Source organism: Protofrankia sp. CiP1_Cm_nod3 (assembly GCF_982290655.1).
Window position 1 is genome coordinate 45585 of the sequence record NZ_CEVIVD010000011.1, and the last position, 16959, is coordinate 62543.

Annotated in this window: 10 protein-coding genes; 5 read left to right on the plus strand and 5 right to left on the minus strand. The window is 75.3% G+C overall.

Annotation, left to right across the window (positions count from 1 at the left end; translation table 11 throughout):
* The first annotated feature begins 93 nt into the window (after window positions 1-93).
* The 3 genes from AC5LUJ_RS04485 (at window position 94) to def (ending at window position 3490) form a co-directional block, all read left to right on the plus strand.
* Window positions 94-2352 carry a primosomal protein N' family DNA-binding protein gene (locus AC5LUJ_RS04485; RefSeq protein WP_493464503.1) on the plus strand — a complete coding sequence of 753 codons (2259 nt, stop codon included), beginning with the start codon at window positions 94-96 and terminating at the stop codon, window positions 2350-2352.
* A complete protein-coding gene (locus AC5LUJ_RS04490; RefSeq protein WP_493464504.1) occupies window positions 2337-2807 on the plus strand; it encodes a hypothetical protein in 471 nt (156 codons plus the stop codon). The genes AC5LUJ_RS04485 and AC5LUJ_RS04490 overlap by 16 nt, the downstream gene beginning before the upstream one ends.
* 134 nt (window positions 2808-2941) lie before the next feature.
* A complete protein-coding gene (gene def, locus AC5LUJ_RS04495) occupies window positions 2942-3490 on the plus strand; it encodes a peptide deformylase (protein ID WP_250286821.1) in 549 nt (182 codons plus the stop codon).
* 139 nt (window positions 3491-3629) lie between these two features.
* Here the strand turns inward: def and AC5LUJ_RS04500 are convergent, their stop codons facing one another.
* The 5 genes from AC5LUJ_RS04500 to AC5LUJ_RS04520 form a co-directional block, all read right to left on the minus strand.
* Window positions 3630-4943 carry a cytochrome P450 gene (locus AC5LUJ_RS04500; protein WP_250286819.1) on the minus strand — a complete coding sequence of 438 codons (1314 nt, stop codon included), beginning with the start codon at window positions 4941-4943 and terminating at the stop codon, window positions 3630-3632.
* Window positions 4940-6409, minus strand: a complete 1470-nt coding sequence (locus AC5LUJ_RS04505; RefSeq protein ID WP_250286816.1) for an acyl-CoA reductase — start codon at window positions 6407-6409, stop codon at window positions 4940-4942. Before AC5LUJ_RS04505 ends, AC5LUJ_RS04500 begins: the two co-directional genes overlap by 4 nt.
* Window positions 6410-7798, minus strand: coding sequence for a hypothetical protein (locus AC5LUJ_RS04510; RefSeq protein ID WP_250286814.1), 1389 nt, complete (start codon window positions 7796-7798; stop codon window positions 6410-6412). It abuts the gene before it with no gap.
* The gene (locus AC5LUJ_RS04515) at window positions 7795-13089 is read right to left on the minus strand and encodes a type I polyketide synthase (protein WP_493464505.1); all 5295 of its coding nucleotides are present in this window, start codon (window positions 13087-13089) and stop codon (window positions 7795-7797) included. Before AC5LUJ_RS04515 ends, AC5LUJ_RS04510 begins: the two co-directional genes overlap by 4 nt.
* 146 nt (window positions 13090-13235) lie before the next feature.
* The gene (locus AC5LUJ_RS04520) at window positions 13236-13838 is read right to left on the minus strand and encodes an EF-hand domain-containing protein (protein ID WP_493464506.1); all 603 of its coding nucleotides are present in this window, start codon (window positions 13836-13838) and stop codon (window positions 13236-13238) included.
* 1037 nt (window positions 13839-14875) lie between these two features.
* On the opposite strand from AC5LUJ_RS04520, the gene fmt reads away from it, so the two are divergent.
* Window positions 14876-15901 carry a methionyl-tRNA formyltransferase gene (fmt, locus tag AC5LUJ_RS04525; RefSeq protein WP_493464510.1) on the plus strand — a complete coding sequence of 342 codons (1026 nt, stop codon included), beginning with the start codon at window positions 14876-14878 and terminating at the stop codon, window positions 15899-15901.
* A partial coding sequence (locus AC5LUJ_RS04530; protein WP_493464507.1) for a transcription antitermination factor NusB occupies window positions 15898-16959 on the plus strand: 1062 nt, incomplete at its 3' end. The genes fmt and AC5LUJ_RS04530, both read left to right, overlap by 4 nt.

Consider the following 16959-nt stretch of genomic DNA (forward strand, 5'->3'; position numbering starts at 1 on the left):
CCGCTTCGCGGGGTTTCGGGGTTGTCGCGTCCGGGGCCGGTGTCCGCGTGGGGGCGCGGACGATCTGTCGTAGGGGGCTGGTACCAAACGGGTATGCCCGAACAGCTTGGGGTCTTCAGCGGGCTGGACGCCTCGGCCGGCCCGACGGCCGGCCTGGCCGCCATGCCGGCTGCTGGGCCGGCTGCTGGGCCGGCTGCCGGCATGTCCCTACCGGCGGCCGGCGTAGCTGCCCCGGGGGCGGGCGCCGGCGTGCCGGCCACCCGCGGTACCCGCTCGCCCCGGCCGGCGTCCCCTCGGGTGAGTGCTGGCAGGAGGGCCGTCGCCGCGGGGGCGCCGGTCGCCGCGAGCGAGCTGCCGGTCGCCCAGGTCGCGGTGGACGTCGGGCACGCCCATCTGGACCGGCCGTTCGACTACCTGGTGCCGCGGCAGTGGGCGCAGGAGGCCGTTCCCGGTGCCCGGGTCCGGGTCCGGTTCGCCGGCCGGCTGCTGGACGGTTTCATCCTCGAACGCCGTGAGCGTTCCGAGCACACCGGCCGGCTCGCCTTCCTGGCCCGGGTCACCTCCGCGGAGCCGGTCCTCGCCCCCGAGATCGCCGAGCTGGCCCGGGCGGTGGCCGACCGTTACGCGGGCACGGTCGCCGACGTGCTCCGGCTCGCCGTCCCACCCCGGCACGCCCGGGTGGAGAAGGAGGCCCGGGCACAGGAGGAGCCTCCCGCCAGCTCGACGCCCCCCGCCGGCCCGCCGGCACCGGCTGACCCACCGGCACGGACGACGGCGGCCGGGCCGACGGTGGGTGGGATCACGGGAGCCGGAGCGGCGGTGTCCGGCGCCAGGGTGATCCACCCCGATGGGGAGCCGCCAGCACAGATCACGGCGAGCGGGACGGCGGCGAGCGGGACGGTGGCGGCCGGGACGGTGGCGGCCGGGACGGTGGCGGCGGCGCGGGCGGGTCTGCCCGGCGCCTGGGCGGACTACCCCGACGGGGAGCGGACGCTGGCGGCCCTGCGGGCCGGTGGCAGCCCCCGGGTCGTGTGGTGGGCGCTGCCCGGGCCGTCCTGGCCGTCGATGGTCGCCGCGGCCGTGGCCGCCACGGTGGCGTCCGCCCGCGGGGCGGTGGTCGTCGTGCCCGACCACCGGGACGTCGACCGGGTCGCCGCCGCGCTGGCGGACGTGCTCGACCCGGCCGATTTCGTCACACTGCGTGCCGATCTCGGCCCGGCCGAACGCTACCGACGCTTCCTCGCCGTCCGCCGCGGGCAGGCCCGGGTCGTCGTGGGGACCAGGGCGGCCGTGTTCGCCCCGGTCGCGGACCTCGGGCTGATCGTCGTCTGGGACGACGGGGACGACCTGCACGCCGAGCCGCGCGCTCCCTACCCGCACGTGCGGGACGTCGCCGTGCTGCGCGCCCGCCAGCAGCGGGCGGCGTTGATCGTCGGTGGCTGGTCGCCGTCGACCGACGCCGAGGCGATGGTCCGTGTCGGCTGGGCCTCGGCCATGGCCGCGCCGCGCCCGGTGCTCCGGGCCGCCGCGCCCCGGGTCGAGGCGACGGGGTCGCAGACCGAACAGGCCCGGGATCCGGCGGCGCGGGCGGCGCGGCTGCCGTCGCTGGCCTGGCGTGCCGCCCGGGAGGCGCTGGCCGCGGGCGCGCCGGTCCTCGTGCAGGTGCCGCGGCGCGGGTACCAGCCGTCGCTGGCCTGCGCGGGCTGCCGGCGGCCGGCCCGCTGCCGGCACTGCCGGGGGCCGCTGGGACGCCACGGCGGCTCCGGGCCGCCGTCCTGCGGCTGGTGCGCGCGGGTGGCGGTCGGCGCGCGGCCCGACGCCCACCACCCGCAGCCCGGGGCCGCCACCGGCGCCGGCGCCGGCGGATGGCCCACCAGGCCTTCCGCGCCCGTCCCGGGCGGACCGCCGGTGCCCGTCCGGGCGGACTGCCGGCGGCCGTCCTGGGCGGATCTTCGGTGGCCGTCCCGGCCGAGGCCGGGTGGCGGTGCCCGTACTGCCGGGACGTCCGCTTCCGGGCGAGCGTCGTCGGGGACCGGCGCACCGCCGAGGAGCTGGGACGTGCCTTCCCCGGGGCCGTCGTGCGCACCTCCGGCCGTGACGGCGTGCTGGCGGCCGTCGCGGCGGAGCCCGCGCTGGTGGTGGCCACCCCGGGGGCCGAGCCGGTGGCCGACGGCGGGTACGGCGCGGTCCTGCTGCTCGACACCTGGGCGCTGCTGGGCCGCCCGGACCTGCGCGCGGCCGAGGAGACGCTGCGCCGGTGGTGCGCGGCGGCGGCGCTCGCCCGGCCCGCGGCCGACGGCGGCCGGGTCGTCGTCGTCGCCGACGCCGGGCTCGCGGTGGTCCAGGCGCTGACCCGCTGGGACCCGGCCTGGTTCGTCCGGCGGGAGGCGGACGAGCGGGCCGCCCTCGGCTTCCCGCCGGCCACCCGCGTCATCGCCGTCGAGGGCGCCGCCGGCGCGGTTGCCGACCTGGTCGCGGCGGCGCGGCTGCCCGCCGGCGCCGACGTGCTCGGCCCGGTCCCGCTGGACGAGGCGGACCGCCCGGCCGGCGCCGGGCCGGCGGGCCGGCCCGCTCCCGCCGGCGGGACAGGTCGGTCCGCCCCCGCGGGGAGGGCGGCCCGGCCCGCCGGCGCCGAGGACGCGGACGTGCCGGAGCCCGCCGGGCAGCGGTGGGAGCGTGTCCTGGTGCGGGTCCCCAGGGCACAGGGGCAGCAGCTCGCCGCCGCGCTCAAGGCGGCCAGCGGCGTCCTCGACGCCCGCCGCTCCCCACCGGTGCGGGTCGTCCCCGATCCGATCACCTTGCTGTGATGATGCCGTGATGACCATGTCTCGCGTAAGTTACTTAGTGTAATAAATTCGTTCCTGATGGACGTGTATTTTGATGGATACATGTTGCGGGCGCGGGAAGAGGGCGCGGGAAGCGGTCGGGAAGAGGTGCGGCAGTGACGGTCCGAGAGATCCGGCTGTTGGGGGACCCGGTGCTGCGGACGGTGGCCGAACTGGTCACCACCTTCGACAAGGAGCTCCGCCGCCTGGTCGACGACCTCGTCGAGAGCATGCACGAGGCGGGTGGGGTCGGGCTGGCCGCGCCGCAGCTCGGGGTGTCGCTGCGGGTGTTCACCTACGACGTGGACGGCGAGGTGGGCCACCTGGTCAACCCCGTCCTCGGGCCGTTCAGCGAGGAGCTGATGGACGGCGAGGAGGGCTGCCTGTCCCTGCCCGGCCTCTCCTTCGAGCTGAGACGGCCGGAGCGGGTGATCGCGGTCGGCCAGAACGTCCACGGCGATCCTGTCACGATCGAGGGCAGCGGCCTGCTGTCACGCTGCGTCCAGCATGAGACCGACCATCTCGACGGGGTGCTGTTCATCGACCGGCTGGATTCGGAGACGAAGAAGGCGGCCATGAAGGCCATCCGCGAGGCGGAGTGGGCCGGGCAGGCTCCGCCGGCGGTGAAGGTGTCCCCGCACCCGCTGTTCGGCCGCGCCCGCTGACCGTCCAGGCCGGCCAGCCCTGGCCGGCCGGCTCCTCGCCGCTCGGCCGGGTGACGGGCCTCCGCTTCCCAGCCGGGGCCGTGCCTTCCCCGCCCGGCGGTCCCGGACGGGCCGCGCCGAGCGGGAGGACGCCCCACGGTCAGCCGAACGCGACAGGCAGCCGGTCGAGGCAGATGTGCCGGCCGTTCTCGAAGTAGCGGCGTGGCTGGCCGGTGAGCCGGTAGTTCGGATGCCGGGCCAGTTCGGCCAGGACGGCGAGGAACTCCGTGCGGGCGTGGTGCGCGCCGATGCAGAAGTGCGCGCCCTGGCCGAAGGTCAGGTGCCGGACCGGGTCCCGGTCCAGCCGGAACTCGTCGGGGCCGGGGAACTTCGCCGGGTCCCGGTTCGCCGCCCCGGTGAGCAGCACGACCCGCGCGCCGGCGGGGATCGTCGTACCGGCGATCTCCACGGGCCTGGTCGTCAGCCGGGTGCCGTGGTCCACCGGCGTCCACAGCCGCAGCGTCTCCTCCACCGCCACCGGCATCAGCTCGGGCCGTCCGCGCAGCTCGTCCTGGAGGTCGGGACGTCGGGCGAGCTGCCAGAGCAGGTGCGCGAGCGTGTTCATCGACGTCTCGTGGCCGGCGATGGCGAAGGCGACCAGCATCACGTGCAGCTCGGCGTCGGTGACCGGCCGGCCGTCGAAGTCCGACCGCACCAGGGCGGACAGGTAGTCCTCGCCGGGGTCGGCGCGGGCCCGTTGGATCTCGGCGCGGAACAGCTCGGCGAACGGCGGCCAGAAGCCGTCGGGGCTGTCGTCGGTGGGCATTCTCGACCAGGTGTTCGCGGTCAGCCGCCGGATGCGTTGCTGCGCGTCCGGGGAGAAACCGACGGCGAGGCCGACCACGGCCAGCGGCAGCGGTACGGCCAGTTCCGCGACCAGGTCGCCGTGCCCGCGTTCCACCACCGGTCGCAGCAGCCGTGCCACCAGGGCGGACACCGCCGGTCGCAGGTCCTGGGCCCGGGCCGCCAGGAACGGTGGCCGCATCAGGGCGCGGAAGGTGGTGTGCTCGGGGGGGTCGTATTCCAGCGGCGCGAACCGCGGGGTCCCCGCCGCCCGGGGGAAGAACACCCCGGACGCGGAGCTGAAGGTCTCGTGGTCCTTCAGCGCGGTCGCCACGTCGTCGTAGTGGGACAGGATCCAGATCCCGCCGTACGCCCGGGAACGGACGACCCGGCCGCGTTCCCGGATGCCCCGGTGCACGGCGATGGCCGTCTCCGGGTCGAAGGCCGGGTCGTGGTGGTCGAAGTCTGCGATGAGCCGCCGTACAGCCGCGGTCACGCTCCGCGCGCTGCCCGTGCCCCCGCCCGCCGTCCCGTTCCCGGCGCCGCTCTCGGCCACGTCCGGTCTCTCGGCCGTGTCCGGCCTTCCGGCCACGTCCTCGCCAGCCGCGATCTTGTTCGTGTTCCTGGTCACCGGGCCACTTCGGCTTCCTGGTCGGCTTCCCGCCGCCCGCTCCCGGGACGCAGGTGCTCCAGCGGGTGGGTCAGCTCCGGGTGGTAGGTCTCGTCCACGATCCACTTGACCATCCGCCGGGTGGGCTCCATGGCGTCCTGGGGGAGGTCCGCGCGGAAACGCGTCGCGTAGCCCAGCGAGACCAGCCGTTGCGCCCCGTACAGCGGAGCTGTGTCGCGCAGCTGCCGTTTGAGCGATTCCGGGTACACCCCCACGGTCTGGGTGTAGGCGTTCATCGCGCGGACCGCGTCCGCGACGTCGTCGACCGGGACGACGTTGGCCACCCGTCCGGACAGCGTCTGGTGGAAGTCGACGGGGTCGGGCAGCTGTGAGACCACCACCGCGCCCTCGTCGGCCCTGCCGCCGATCACCCGGTAGAAGTCGGTGTCCGCGCGCAGCACCCGCAGGTCGGCCCGCAGGTCGGGGTCGAAACGGCGGGCCGGGGTGCTGACCTGTTCCGGCAGCGCCTGGACGGCGTCGTAGAGCAGTTGTCCCCACCGGTTGGCCAGGGCCACCCCGGCCGGGCCGGTGCCGGTGACGACGTAGATCACCCGGGCGTTGAAGCAGCCTTCCTGGTTGAGCACGCCGACGTCGGCGGCGGCCAGCCGGGCGGTGGCGGCCATGCTCGCCGCGTCGGCGAAGGCCTGCGCGCCGATGACGGTGGCGCTGAGCTTCGGGTCGAGCGGGACGAGTTCCAGCCCGGGCCGGATGTAGCGGGTGACGTGCTGGACGGAGGCCAGCCCGCCCCAGGCGACGATCTTCTCCACCTGTGCCGGGTGGTAGAGGGCGCGCTCGAACCGCTCGTCGCCGCCCTTCCAGTACACGACGCTCAGGTGCCGGGTGAGCGGGTGCCCGGGGGCGGTCTCGGCGATCGTCCGGGCGATGGCCAGCGCGGTGAGCGGGTCGTTGGACGGGCTCTTGATGATCGTGTCGCACCGGGTGATCGCGCTGCGCACGATGGTGATCGCGGCGATGATCGGGTTGTTGCCGGCGATGATGTGCACGCAGCGGGAGCCGAACGCGCGGACCGCCCCGGCGCCGACGTCGGCCCAGCCGTCCAGGAAGCGGGTGCCCACGGTGCGCTCGGCGACCGAGCGGACCAGGCCCGGCTCGAACAGCGACGGCAACTGCCGGTAGGTGGAGCGCAGCAGGGCCGGTGTCAGGTCCGAGTAGGCCGCGAGCTGGTCCAGCGCCTCGGCCAGGAACGGGTTGTCCGGCACCGACAGCCTGGCGCCGACCTCGCCGAGCAGATCGATGATCTCCGTCAGCGGCACCGACTGCAGCTCGGCCATGCGCGCGGGGTCGCGCAGCGGGAGCGTGTCGAGCAGGCCGAGCGGATCCGGCGCGGCGAAACCGGCGGCGGACTCGACCGGGCCGGCGGTACGCAGCTCACCCCGGACGAACGCGGGGATCAGTGGTGCCGGCATCTAGACCAGCGCCCCGTTGAGGAACTCCAGCGCCTCACCCAGCGCCTCGGTGGTCGCCGCGCAAGTGATCTTGTCATCGCCGCGGGTGCCGCCGAACCGGCCGATCCGGGTGCCCAGCCGCGGGGTGGTGCGGCCACACGGGCAGGGGTCCCAGGTCACGGTGACCTCGTCCCCGGAGACGAAGCCGCCCCAGTGGATCTCGGCGGTGAGGTCGAGGAAGGCCGCGCGGCCGGTCCGGGTGCCCGTCCGGGGCAGCGGCAGCCCGGTGCCGGGGTCGAGCAGGTAGAAGATCAGCCATGGCTCCAGGTGGTAGCCGGCGTTCTCGCACAGCAGGTTCAGCGAGATCACCTCCACCATCGCGTACACGAGCTGCAGCTGGGGCACGCCGAAGAAGCCGGCCACCCCCCGCGCCCAGTCGTCCGGCAGCACACCCGCCTTGGAACCGCCGCCGGGGAAGACCACCGAGTCCGGCGCGAACAGCTCGCGCAGCCCGCGCGCGGCGCCGGCCCCCGCCATGCCGTGGAAGACGTCCCAGGTGCTCAGGGAGGCCACCCGCCGGCCGCGCAGCGTGTCGGCCAGCCGCTCGACGAACTCGCCCATCCCGCGGCCGGTGGCGTGCAGCGCGTCCTCGAACTCGGCCCTGCGCTGCCGCATGGCCGGGCTGATCTCGACCCGGTCGAGCTCGCCCCGGGCGGCGGCGGCCCGCAGCCGCCCGGCCAGGAACATCACGTCCGCGCTGAGCAGCCCGGGGTGCAGGGTGTGGAACCGGTCGGGATGCCCGGCGATCTGCTCAGCCATCGCGGTGGCGTGCCGGGCGATCCCGCTGCGGCCGGAGCGGAAGCTCGGCCACACCACGTCGACCCCCTCGGGGTCGCGGTCCGGGATGACGTCCAGCCGGACGATCTCGTACAGCCGGTCGTACTCGACGGCCGAGTGCGGGATGAACGACATCGTGCCGGTGGTGCCGGAGGAGTGCGCCAGCCGGAGCTCGGTGCTGGCGTCGATGAGGTCCAGCCACCCGTCGATCGAGGCGCAGCCGGTGGTGTCCAGCCCGGAGAGGTCCACCGTGACCAGGCGGGACAGCCAGGTGGTCAGCCGGTCGAACCGGTTGTCCACCAGCAGCCGGGCCGGATAGGACTTGTACACGGTGTGCGGGAACAGCAGCGGGGCGGCGTCGTCGAGCGAGCGGATCTCGTCGATGCCCTGTTCCTCGGCCAGGGTGCGCAGGATCGGGATACGGTCCCGTAACGCCGCGAACCGGAGCTTGAGCGCGGCCAGCTGCAGCTCGGCCAGCCGCCGCGGCGCAAGGGTGTGCATCGCCAGCCGTGAGTGCCCGAAGTACTCGATCGGATTGCCGGCGAAGGTGAGCAGGTCCTCGTCGCTGGTCATGGCTGGGCCCTTTCTGGCTGCTGCGTGGGTTCCCGCGCCGGAGGTGGCGCGGGCCGCCGTTCCGGCTCCGGCTCCGGTTGTGGCACCGGTTCCGGCTCCGGTTGTGGCACCGGTTCCGCCCCGGTGGACGCGGGCACGGTGGACGCGAGATGGCTGGCGATCGCCGCGACGGTGGGGTGGTGCCACAGCAGTGTCGGCGCGGCCGCGACACCGAGCCGTTCGGTGAGCTGGACGCGCAGCGCCACCGCCAGCAGCGAGTCCAGCCCGCTCTCGGTCAGCGGGCGGTGCGTGTCCACCCGCTCGGACGGCAGCCCGAGCACGTCCGCCGCCGCGTCCCGGACCTGTGCGGTGACCAGCTCGAGGCGTTGCGTGTCCGGCAGCGCGGCCCACTCCACCGCCGTGGCCGGCGGCGCGGCGGCCAGCGCGCGCAGCACGGCCGCCGGGGCCGCGCCGGGCAGCACGGTGAGCACGGCGACGTTCGCCCCGAGACCAGGATGGACGCCGCCCCAGGCGCGCAGCGCGTCGTCCGCGGTGACGTCGCCAGCGGCCCGGGCGCGCAGTTCGGCGTCGACAGTGGCCGCGGAGGCCGCGGCGGCCGCCATGCCCAGGCCACGCCAGCTCGTCCAGGCCAGCGACACCGCGTGATCGTCGCCGGCGGCGCGGCGGTGCCGGGCCAGCCCGTCGAGGAAGGCGTTGCCGGCGGCGTAGGCCGCCTGGCCGGGCAGGTGCAGCAGGCCGCCGGCGGAGGAGAACAGCACGAAGAAGTCCACGCTGCCCGGTGGGAACAGCTCGTGCAGGACGAGCGCGCCGGCCACCTTCGGCCGCATGACCGCCCGCAGCGACCGTTCGTCGAGCGCGTCGATCGGCGCACTGTGGACCACGCCGGCCGCGTGCACGACACCGGCCACCGGCGGCAGGTCGTCGGCGCCCGCCAGCGCGGCGAGCAGCTCCTCCCGGTCGGCGACGTCGGCGGAGAGCACCCGCACCGTGGCGCCCTCGGCCTCGATCGCGGCCCGGAAGTCACCGCGGGCCCGTGGCGGCGCCGGCGCCCGGCCGAGCAGCAGCAGCCGGCGCGCCCCCCGGGCAGCCAGCCAGCGGGCGACGCGCCGGCCGAGCGCGCCGGTACCACCGGTGATCAGGTAGGTGCCGTCCGGGCGGCAGCGCGGCCCGCCCGCGGCGGTGCCGGCGGCGGGCACCAGCCGGGTGGCCTCGGCCCGGCCGTCGGCGATCGCGATGACGTCCTCGTCCCGGCGCTGCCCGAGCAGGCCGGCCAGGACGGCGATGTCCGCGGCGGACGGATCCGCGGGCAGGTCCACCAGGCCGCCCCAGCGGTCGGGGTACTCGCCGGCCGCGATACGGCCCAGCCCCCACAGCGCGGTCTGTGCCAGCCCGGTGGCGTCCTCGGCCGCCCGTGCGCCGTGGGTGACGCACCAGATCCTGGCCGTCGGGTGCTCCCGCAGCACCGTGCGCAGCCGGCCCGCCAGCCGTACCACCGCGTCGGCCGGCTCCTCACCGGCCTGCGGCCAGGCGGTGAACACGACCGCGTCGGCTGTGCCCGGCCCGGTGACCAGCCTGATCGCGCCCGGGCCGCCGGCCTGGCCCAGCAGGCCCGGCCCAGCGGGCCCACCCCGCCCGGCCAGCAGCGCGGCAAGCCCGGGGTCGTAACTGAGCGTTGCTACCCGAGTGATGGACGCGGGGCCCGCTGCCGGTTCCAGCGGCTGCCAGGCGACCTCGTGGAGCAGGTGCGCGGCGGTCCGTGGTGGTCCCTCGGGGGTGCCGAAGCGCAGCGCCCGGATCACGGCGACAGGGCGGCCGGCCCGGTCGCTGACGTCGACGTCTACGGTGTCCCTGTCGCCGTCCCTGTCGTCGCCGCTGTCGTCGCCGCTGGTCCCGCCGTCGGTTCCGGTGCCGCGTACCCGCACCGTGAAGGCCACCTCCGCCGGTGGCTCGTCGACGGCCAGCGCCAGCCGCCCGATCCGGGCCGGCATCCGCAGGACGGGCGGGCCGGGGAAGACCACCGACGCCGTGGACAGCACGGCGTCGAGCACCGTCGCCCACGACGTCCTACCGTCTGGCGGCCCGTCACCGGCGGTTACCACAGCGAACAGGGTGGCGGACGGAGTGGCGGATGAGGCGGCGGACGGGCCGTCGTGGCGGCGCAGCCGCGTCACCCGCCATGGCAGGCCCATCGAGGTCACGCCGAGCGCGGCCAGCCGGTCGGTGACGAACCCCGGATCCACGTGGGTGCCGGCCGACGGCGCGGGGGCGGCCGTGCGCACCGGGCGGTCGGTGTCGACCGTCGCCACGGTGTGGGTCAGCCACGCGCCGTCCACGCTGGACGACAGCCGCAGCGAGGCGTCCTGGCAGGTCACCTGGATCTCCCGGGCCGGCGCGGTGGCGACCGGTACCAGCAGCGACACCTCGCGCAGCGCGCGGGTGCCCGCCGCCCGCAGGAAGGTGTTCAGCAGCACCGCCGCCGGCACGATCTCGCTGCCCGCCACCGGGTGGTCGCCCGGGTAGGGCCGGCTGCCGTGGTCCAGGTGGGTTCGCCACACCCTGGTCGGGACGGGCCCGTGCACGGTGAACGGGCTGGTGCCCAGCAGCGTGTGGCTCGCCGGGTCGTGGCCGGCGCCGGTTCCGCCCGTCGCGGCCGGGGAGTGCTCGGCCCAGTGCCGCTCGTGCTGCCACGCGTAGGTTGGCAGGTCCACCAGGTCCACCAGGTCACCGTCGGTGTGCAGCATCGACCAGTCGACCGGGGCGCCACGGCGGTACAGGGCGGCCAGGTTCTCCAGCAGGCAGCGCCGCGCCGGCCGGTCGCGGCGCAACGAGTACGCGACGACCGCCGACGGCGAGCAGTCCGCGATGGACTGGGCCACGACCGGATGGGTGGAGATCTCCAGGAAGGCCCGGTGGCCGTCGTCCACCGCGGCGGCCACCGCGGTGGCGAACCGGACCGGCGCGCGCAGGTTGGTGACCCAGTAGCCGGCGTCCCGGGCCGCCGGGCTTCTCGGGTCGCCCAGCGCCGTGCTGTACAGCGGGACCGCCGGCGGGTCGACCCGCAGATCGGCGGCGGCCCGGGCCAGTTGCGCGCACAGCGGTTCCATCTGGGCGCTGTGGAAGGCCACGTCGGAGTTGACCCGGCGGACGGTCAGCCCCTGCCCGGCCCAGCGCTCGATCGCCCGGGTGAGGGCCGCCGGCATCCCGGAGACGACGGTGGTTCCCGGCCCGGCCTCGATCGCGGCGCTGACCCGCGGGTCGTCCGCCAGCGCGCGCTCGGCCTCGGCGAAGGGCAGCGGCACCATCGCCATCGCGCCCCGGCCCGCCACCCGGCGCAGCAGCCGGGCGCGGCGGCAGGCCAGCTGGGCGCCGTCGTCCGCGTCCAGCACCCCGGCGACGACCGCGGCGGTGATCTCGCCGACCGAATGCCCGATCACCGCCGCCGGGCGCAGGCCGTACGACCGCCACAGCGCGCTCAGTCCGAGCTGCACGGCGAAGATCGACGCCTGTACCAGGTCCACACCCAGCGGCTCGTCACAGGTGAGGATCTCCCGCGGGGAACGGCCGAGCTCGTGGCGGTAGACCGCCTCGAGCTTGTCGAGCACCTCGGCGAACCGCGGCTCCTGCGCGAGCAGGTCGCGGCACATCCCCGGCCACTGCGCACCGTGCCCGGAGAACACCCACACCGGGTCGCCGAGATCCGGCTGCGCGCGTACCGGGGTGACGGCGGACAGCCCGTCGAGCAGCTCGGCGCGGTCCTCGGCGATCACCACCGCGCGGTGGGCCAGGTGCGACCGGCGCAGGGCGAGGGTGTGGCCGACGTCGGCCAGCTCCGCCGCGGGATGGGCCAGCAGCCAGTCGCGCAGCCGCCCGGCGTTGGCCGTCACCGCGTCCGCTCCCCGGCCGGATACCGGGTACATCCGGGGGCCGGCCGCCGGCCGCGGCCGGCTGTGACCGCTGTCCTGGCGGCCACGGCTGTCACGTTCCGTTGCCGGCGCCTGTTCGACCACCAGGTGCGCGATGGTGCCGCCGTAGCCGTAGCCGGCCACCCCGGCCCGGCGGGGATGGCCCGGTGACCGGCCTGCCGGCCACGGGGTGGGCGTGTCGACCAGCGCCAGCCCCGAGCCGTGCCACGGGATGCCCGGGTGCGGGCCGGCGACGGCCGGCGTCGGTGGGATGACCGCCCGCTCCACGGCCAGCACGGCCTTGATCAGGCCGGCGGCCCCGGCCGCGGCCTCGAGATGCCCGATGTTCGCCTTCACCGAGCCGACCAGGCAGGGCTGCCCGGACGGGCGGGCGCCTCCGATGACGGCGGCGAGCGCGCCGGCTTCGACCGGGTCGCCCGCCCTGGTGCCGGTCCCGTGCGCCTCGACGTAGCCGACGGTCGCCGGGTCCACCCCGGCGGTCCGGTACGCCTGGCGCAGCAGATGTTCCTGGGCGCTGCCGCTGGGCGCCATGATGCCGTCGGTGCGGCCGTCCTGGCGTACCGCGCCCCCGCGTAGCAGGGCGAGCACCCGGTTGCCGTCGCGCCGCGCCGCCGACAGCCGTTGCAGCACCACGAACCCGCAGCCCTCGCCACGGCCGTAGCCGTCGGCGGCGGCGTCGAAGGGTTTCGACCGGCCGTCCGGCGAGGTCGCGCCGGCCGCGTCGAGCGCGACAGCGAGCCCCGGCCCGGCCATCAGCATGACGCCGCCGGCCAGCGCCAGCGGGACGTCGTCGTGCAGCAGGCTGAGCGCCGCCTGGTGGATCGCGACCAGCGAGGCCGAGCAGGCGGTGTCGATCGCCACGCTCGGCCCGCGCAGGTCCAGGGCGTGCGAGATGCGGTTGGCCGCCGCGCACATCGACGCGCCGATACCGGTCCACGCCTCGATGCCGGGCAGGTCCTCCAGCAGCCGCCGCCCGTAGTCGTCGGAGCCGATCCCGACAAACACCGCGGTGTCCGACCCGGCGAGCGTGCCGGGCGGTATGCCCGCGTGTTCCAGCGCCTCCCAGGCGACTTCCATGGCCAGCCGGTGCTGCGGGTCTATCAGGCGGGCCTCGCGCGGCGGTATCCCGAAGAACTCGGCGTCGAAACCGGCGATATCGGGTATGAACGAGCCGCGGGCCGTGGTGCGGCGCAGCACGGCCGCCGTCCGCGGGTCGCGGGCGTAGTCCTCCCAGCGGTGGTCGGGTATGTCGCCCGCCGCGACCCGGCCGTCCATCAGGAATCGCCACAGCGACGCGGGGGAGTCGATACCGGCGGCGAATCTGCAGCCGATGCCGACGACAGCCACCGGATCCGGCGGTGATTTCATGCTGCGCGTCCCCCGTAATGGTCGTGATATGACGTGGCGCGGGTTTCCTGGCGGCGGCCCGCTGCCGGGAGGCCCGGGATGACCGGCGTGCTGCCGGTGGCCGGAAATGTTCTTCCGGCCACCGGCAGCACGGGAGGGGGAATGATTCAGAGTATTACCTTGCTGCCGTCCCAGACGGTCTCGCCGAAGACGTCGCCGAACAGCCAGTTGCCGGGGGCGTTCGGGTCGGTGCTGGTGTAGAACTCCTGCCACGCGGTGACCAGTTCGGGTACCGACAGCGAGCCGTCCCCGTTGCGGTCGAGTTTCTCGAAGGCGATCCTGCTGTTCGTGGTGGAGGTGCCGAACGCCTTCTGGAAGTTGGCGAACTCACCCACGTCGACGCGGCCGTCGCCGTCCCGGTCGGCGATGTCGAACAGGGCCTGGGCCAGCGGTCTGAAGCCGGCCTCGAACTTGGCGATGTCGGTGGCGAAGGCGCTCTTCAGGCCGGCACGCCACTCCAGCGGGGTGACCTTGCCGTCCTGGTTGGAGTCCAGCTCCTTGGAGACGTGCGCCCAGAAGTTCTCGAACGAGACCAGCAGCGCCTGCGCCTTGGCGGAGCCGAACGGCTCGCCGAGGTAGGCGATGATGCGCGCCGCCAGGGCGAGGGTGTCCGCGGCCTCGAGAACTCCGTTGCCATTCTGGTCGCCATGGCCGAAGCAGATGTCGATTTTGCGGTCGAGGAGCTGTTCCACGTCACTTGGTGCGGGCATGGGAATACCACCTTCGGGACGTTGAGGGAGCGGCGGAAATGCGGTTTCAGCGTGAGTCGCCCACGGCGGGTACGAGTGGTCGTGTCCAAGTCGATTCCCCCGTGGATCAACGCTGTGCCGTCAGCCTAACTATGGCTCCATGCCTTGACAAGCGTTCTCCCACGGGCGGAACGGCGCAGGCCCTCCGACTGGGTCACGGCACGTAAATCATCATTACTGTCAGTAGTAATGACTGTTGTGACGTCGATTGTCAAAGGCCCGGCTGAGCTGGGCTTTTATTTGTTCTTGATGTCGCCTGCGCAAAACCGGGAGTCCCCGCCGGATGCTCTCCGTAGTTTTTTGAAAAATATGTCCGGATGGATTTTGGGTGATACTGGTGGATGAAATCTTGATTTTGTTGTTTCTTGATTGTCAAGTTGTTCGATAAATGTCTGTTTATTGAGCGGGCAGCTGTTACGTGCGGGCTTTCCGGGCCGAAGTTTTCCGGGTGGGTGGCCCGGGGCTGGCCGGGCGGGACGCTCCGGCCGGGTGGATCGACGCGCGGGCACCCGCGCGGGCACCGCCGCGGGCGGCACGGCCCCGCGGAGCGCCCCACGGGCCGGCCGCACCCGCCCACATCAGCCGCCCGGACCACCCGGAACCCGTCGGCCCGGGCCGGCTGCCGCCGGATCCGGGGCCAGCCGTCCGGGTCATCTGGAGCCCGTCGGCCCGGGCTGGCCTGTCGCCGGATCTGGGGCCAGCCGTCCGAGCATCTGGAACCGGTGCTGGAACCCGTGGCCGACGACGAGGACCGGTTCCCGCTCCCAGCCGCCGGCGGCGTCCGGCGCTCCTGGCGCCGGCGGCGTCCGGCGCTCCTGGATCGTGGTGGAAGGCCGTGGAGCACGCGGATGCGCCACGGCACGCCACCCGTTGGCCCGTACGTGCCCGGGACGGGATTAGCGTTGGACCGTGCGCCCTCGTCTGTCTCCATCCGCGGATTCCGCGGCTTCCGCAGGTTCCACCGGATCCGTGGGAGCGACCTGGCCGGGTGGTCGCTGATGCGGCTGGTGTTCGCCGGTACCCCGGCGGTGGCGCTGCCGAGCCTGCGGGCGCTGCTCGACTCGCCCTGCCACGACGTCGTCGCGGTCGTGACCCGTCCCGACCGGCCGGCCGGGCGCGGCCGGAAGGTCGCGCACCCGCCGGTGCGGGCGCTCGCCGAGGAGCGGGGCGTGGAGGTGCTGACCCCGCAGAGGCCCCGTGACCCGGACTTCCTCGCCCGCCTCACCGAGATCGCCCCGGACTGCTGCCCGGTGGTGGCCTACGGCGCGCTGCTGCCCCGGGCCGCCCTGGACATCCCCCGGCACGGCTGGGTCAACCTGCACTTCTCCCTGCTGCCTGCCTGGCGCGGCGCCGCGCCGGTGCAGCGCGCCCTGCTGGCCGGCGACGACGTGACGGGCGCGTCGGTCTTCCAGATCGAGGAGGCTCTCGACAGCGGCCCGGTGTACGGGACGCTGACCGAGCCCGTCGGCCCCCACGACACCGCCGGTGACCTGCTGGAACGGCTGGCCGACGCCGGCGCCCGGCTGCTCGTCGCGGTCCTGGACGGGATCGCCGGCGGATCGCTGCAGGCCCAGCCGCAGCCCGCCGACGGGGTGTCGACCGCGCCGAAGATCGACGCCGCCGACGCGCGGATCGACTGGTCCGCGCCGGCCTACCGCGTCGACCGGCTGGTCCGGGCGGCCACCCCGGCGCCGGGCGCCTGGACGACGTTCCGCGACCACCGAGTCAAGATCGGCCCGGTGCGTCCCGTCACCGCCGCGCGGACGGCGGCCGTGCCGGCGGAGGAGGGCGCTGGCGGGAGCGGTGGCGGGAGAAGCGCCGCCGGTGGGGACACCGCCGCCCCCTTCGACGCCGAAGATCTTGCTCCTGGGCAGATCGCCATCGGCGGCCACGGCCGGATCGCGGTAGGAACCGGCGGCGGGGCCGTGCTGCTCGGCGAGGTGCGCCCCGAGGGCCGTCCCACCATGGCCGCCGACGCCTGGGCGCGGGGCGCCCGTATCGCCGCCGGCGAGAGGTTCGCGTGAGCCCGGCCGCCGCCGGGGGCACCCGGGCGCGGGGGCGGGCCCGCCCGCCGGCCGCCCGGCCCGACCCCGCCCGGCTGCTCGCCTGGGAGGTCCTGCGCGCCGTCGACGAGCGCGGCGCCTACGCGAACCTGCTGCTGCCGTCGCTGCTGGCCGGCCGCCGGCTGCCCGTCCGCGACCGGGGGTTCGCCACCGAGCTGACCTACGGCACGCTGCGCGCCTCGGGCGTCCTGGACGGGCTGCTCGCCACGGTCGCCAACCGCCCGGTGGACAAGATGGACCCGCCGGTGCGGGACGCGTTGCGGCTGGGCGCCTACCAGCTGCTGCACACCCGGGTGCCGGCGCGGGCCGCGGTCGACTCGACCGTCGACCTGGTCCGCCGGACCAGCGGCGAACGGCCGGTGCGGTTCGCCAACGCGGTGCTGCGCCGCCTCGCCGCCCGGGTGGAGGCCACCGGCGGCGATCTCGCGGTGCTGCTGGCCGCGCCCGGCTACGACGAGGACCCGGTCGGCCATCTGGCGACGGTCACCGCGCATCCGCGCTGGGTGGTCGAGACGTTCGCTGCCGCTCTCGGCGGCGACCTGGCGCAGACCCGCGCCGCGCTGGCGGCCGACGACGAGCGGCCCAGCACGCACCTGGTGGCCCGTCCCGGCCTGATCGACCGGGACGGGCTGTTGCGGGCGGCCCGGGATGCCGGGCTGGCCGCCGAGCCCGGCCCGTGGTCGCCGTACGCGGTCCGGCTCGGCGGTGGGGATCCGGGGCGGCTCGCGCCGGTCTCGGCCGGCCGGGCCGGTGTACAGGACGAGGGCAGCCAGCTGGTCGTGACCGCGCTGGCGCGGGTGGCCACGGCCGGCGCGGACACCGGGGTGAGCGTCGACCTGTGCGCCGGCCCGGGTGGCAAGACCGCCCTGCTGGCGGGCCTGCTGCCCCGGGCCAGGCTGGTCGCGGTGGAGCCGCGGGCCAGCCGGGCCCTGCTGGTGGCCGCCGCGGTGGCGCCCCCGCCCCCGGTGCCCGGCACCGCCGACGCCGGTGCCACGGGCGGTCCGGGGGCGGCCGTGGGC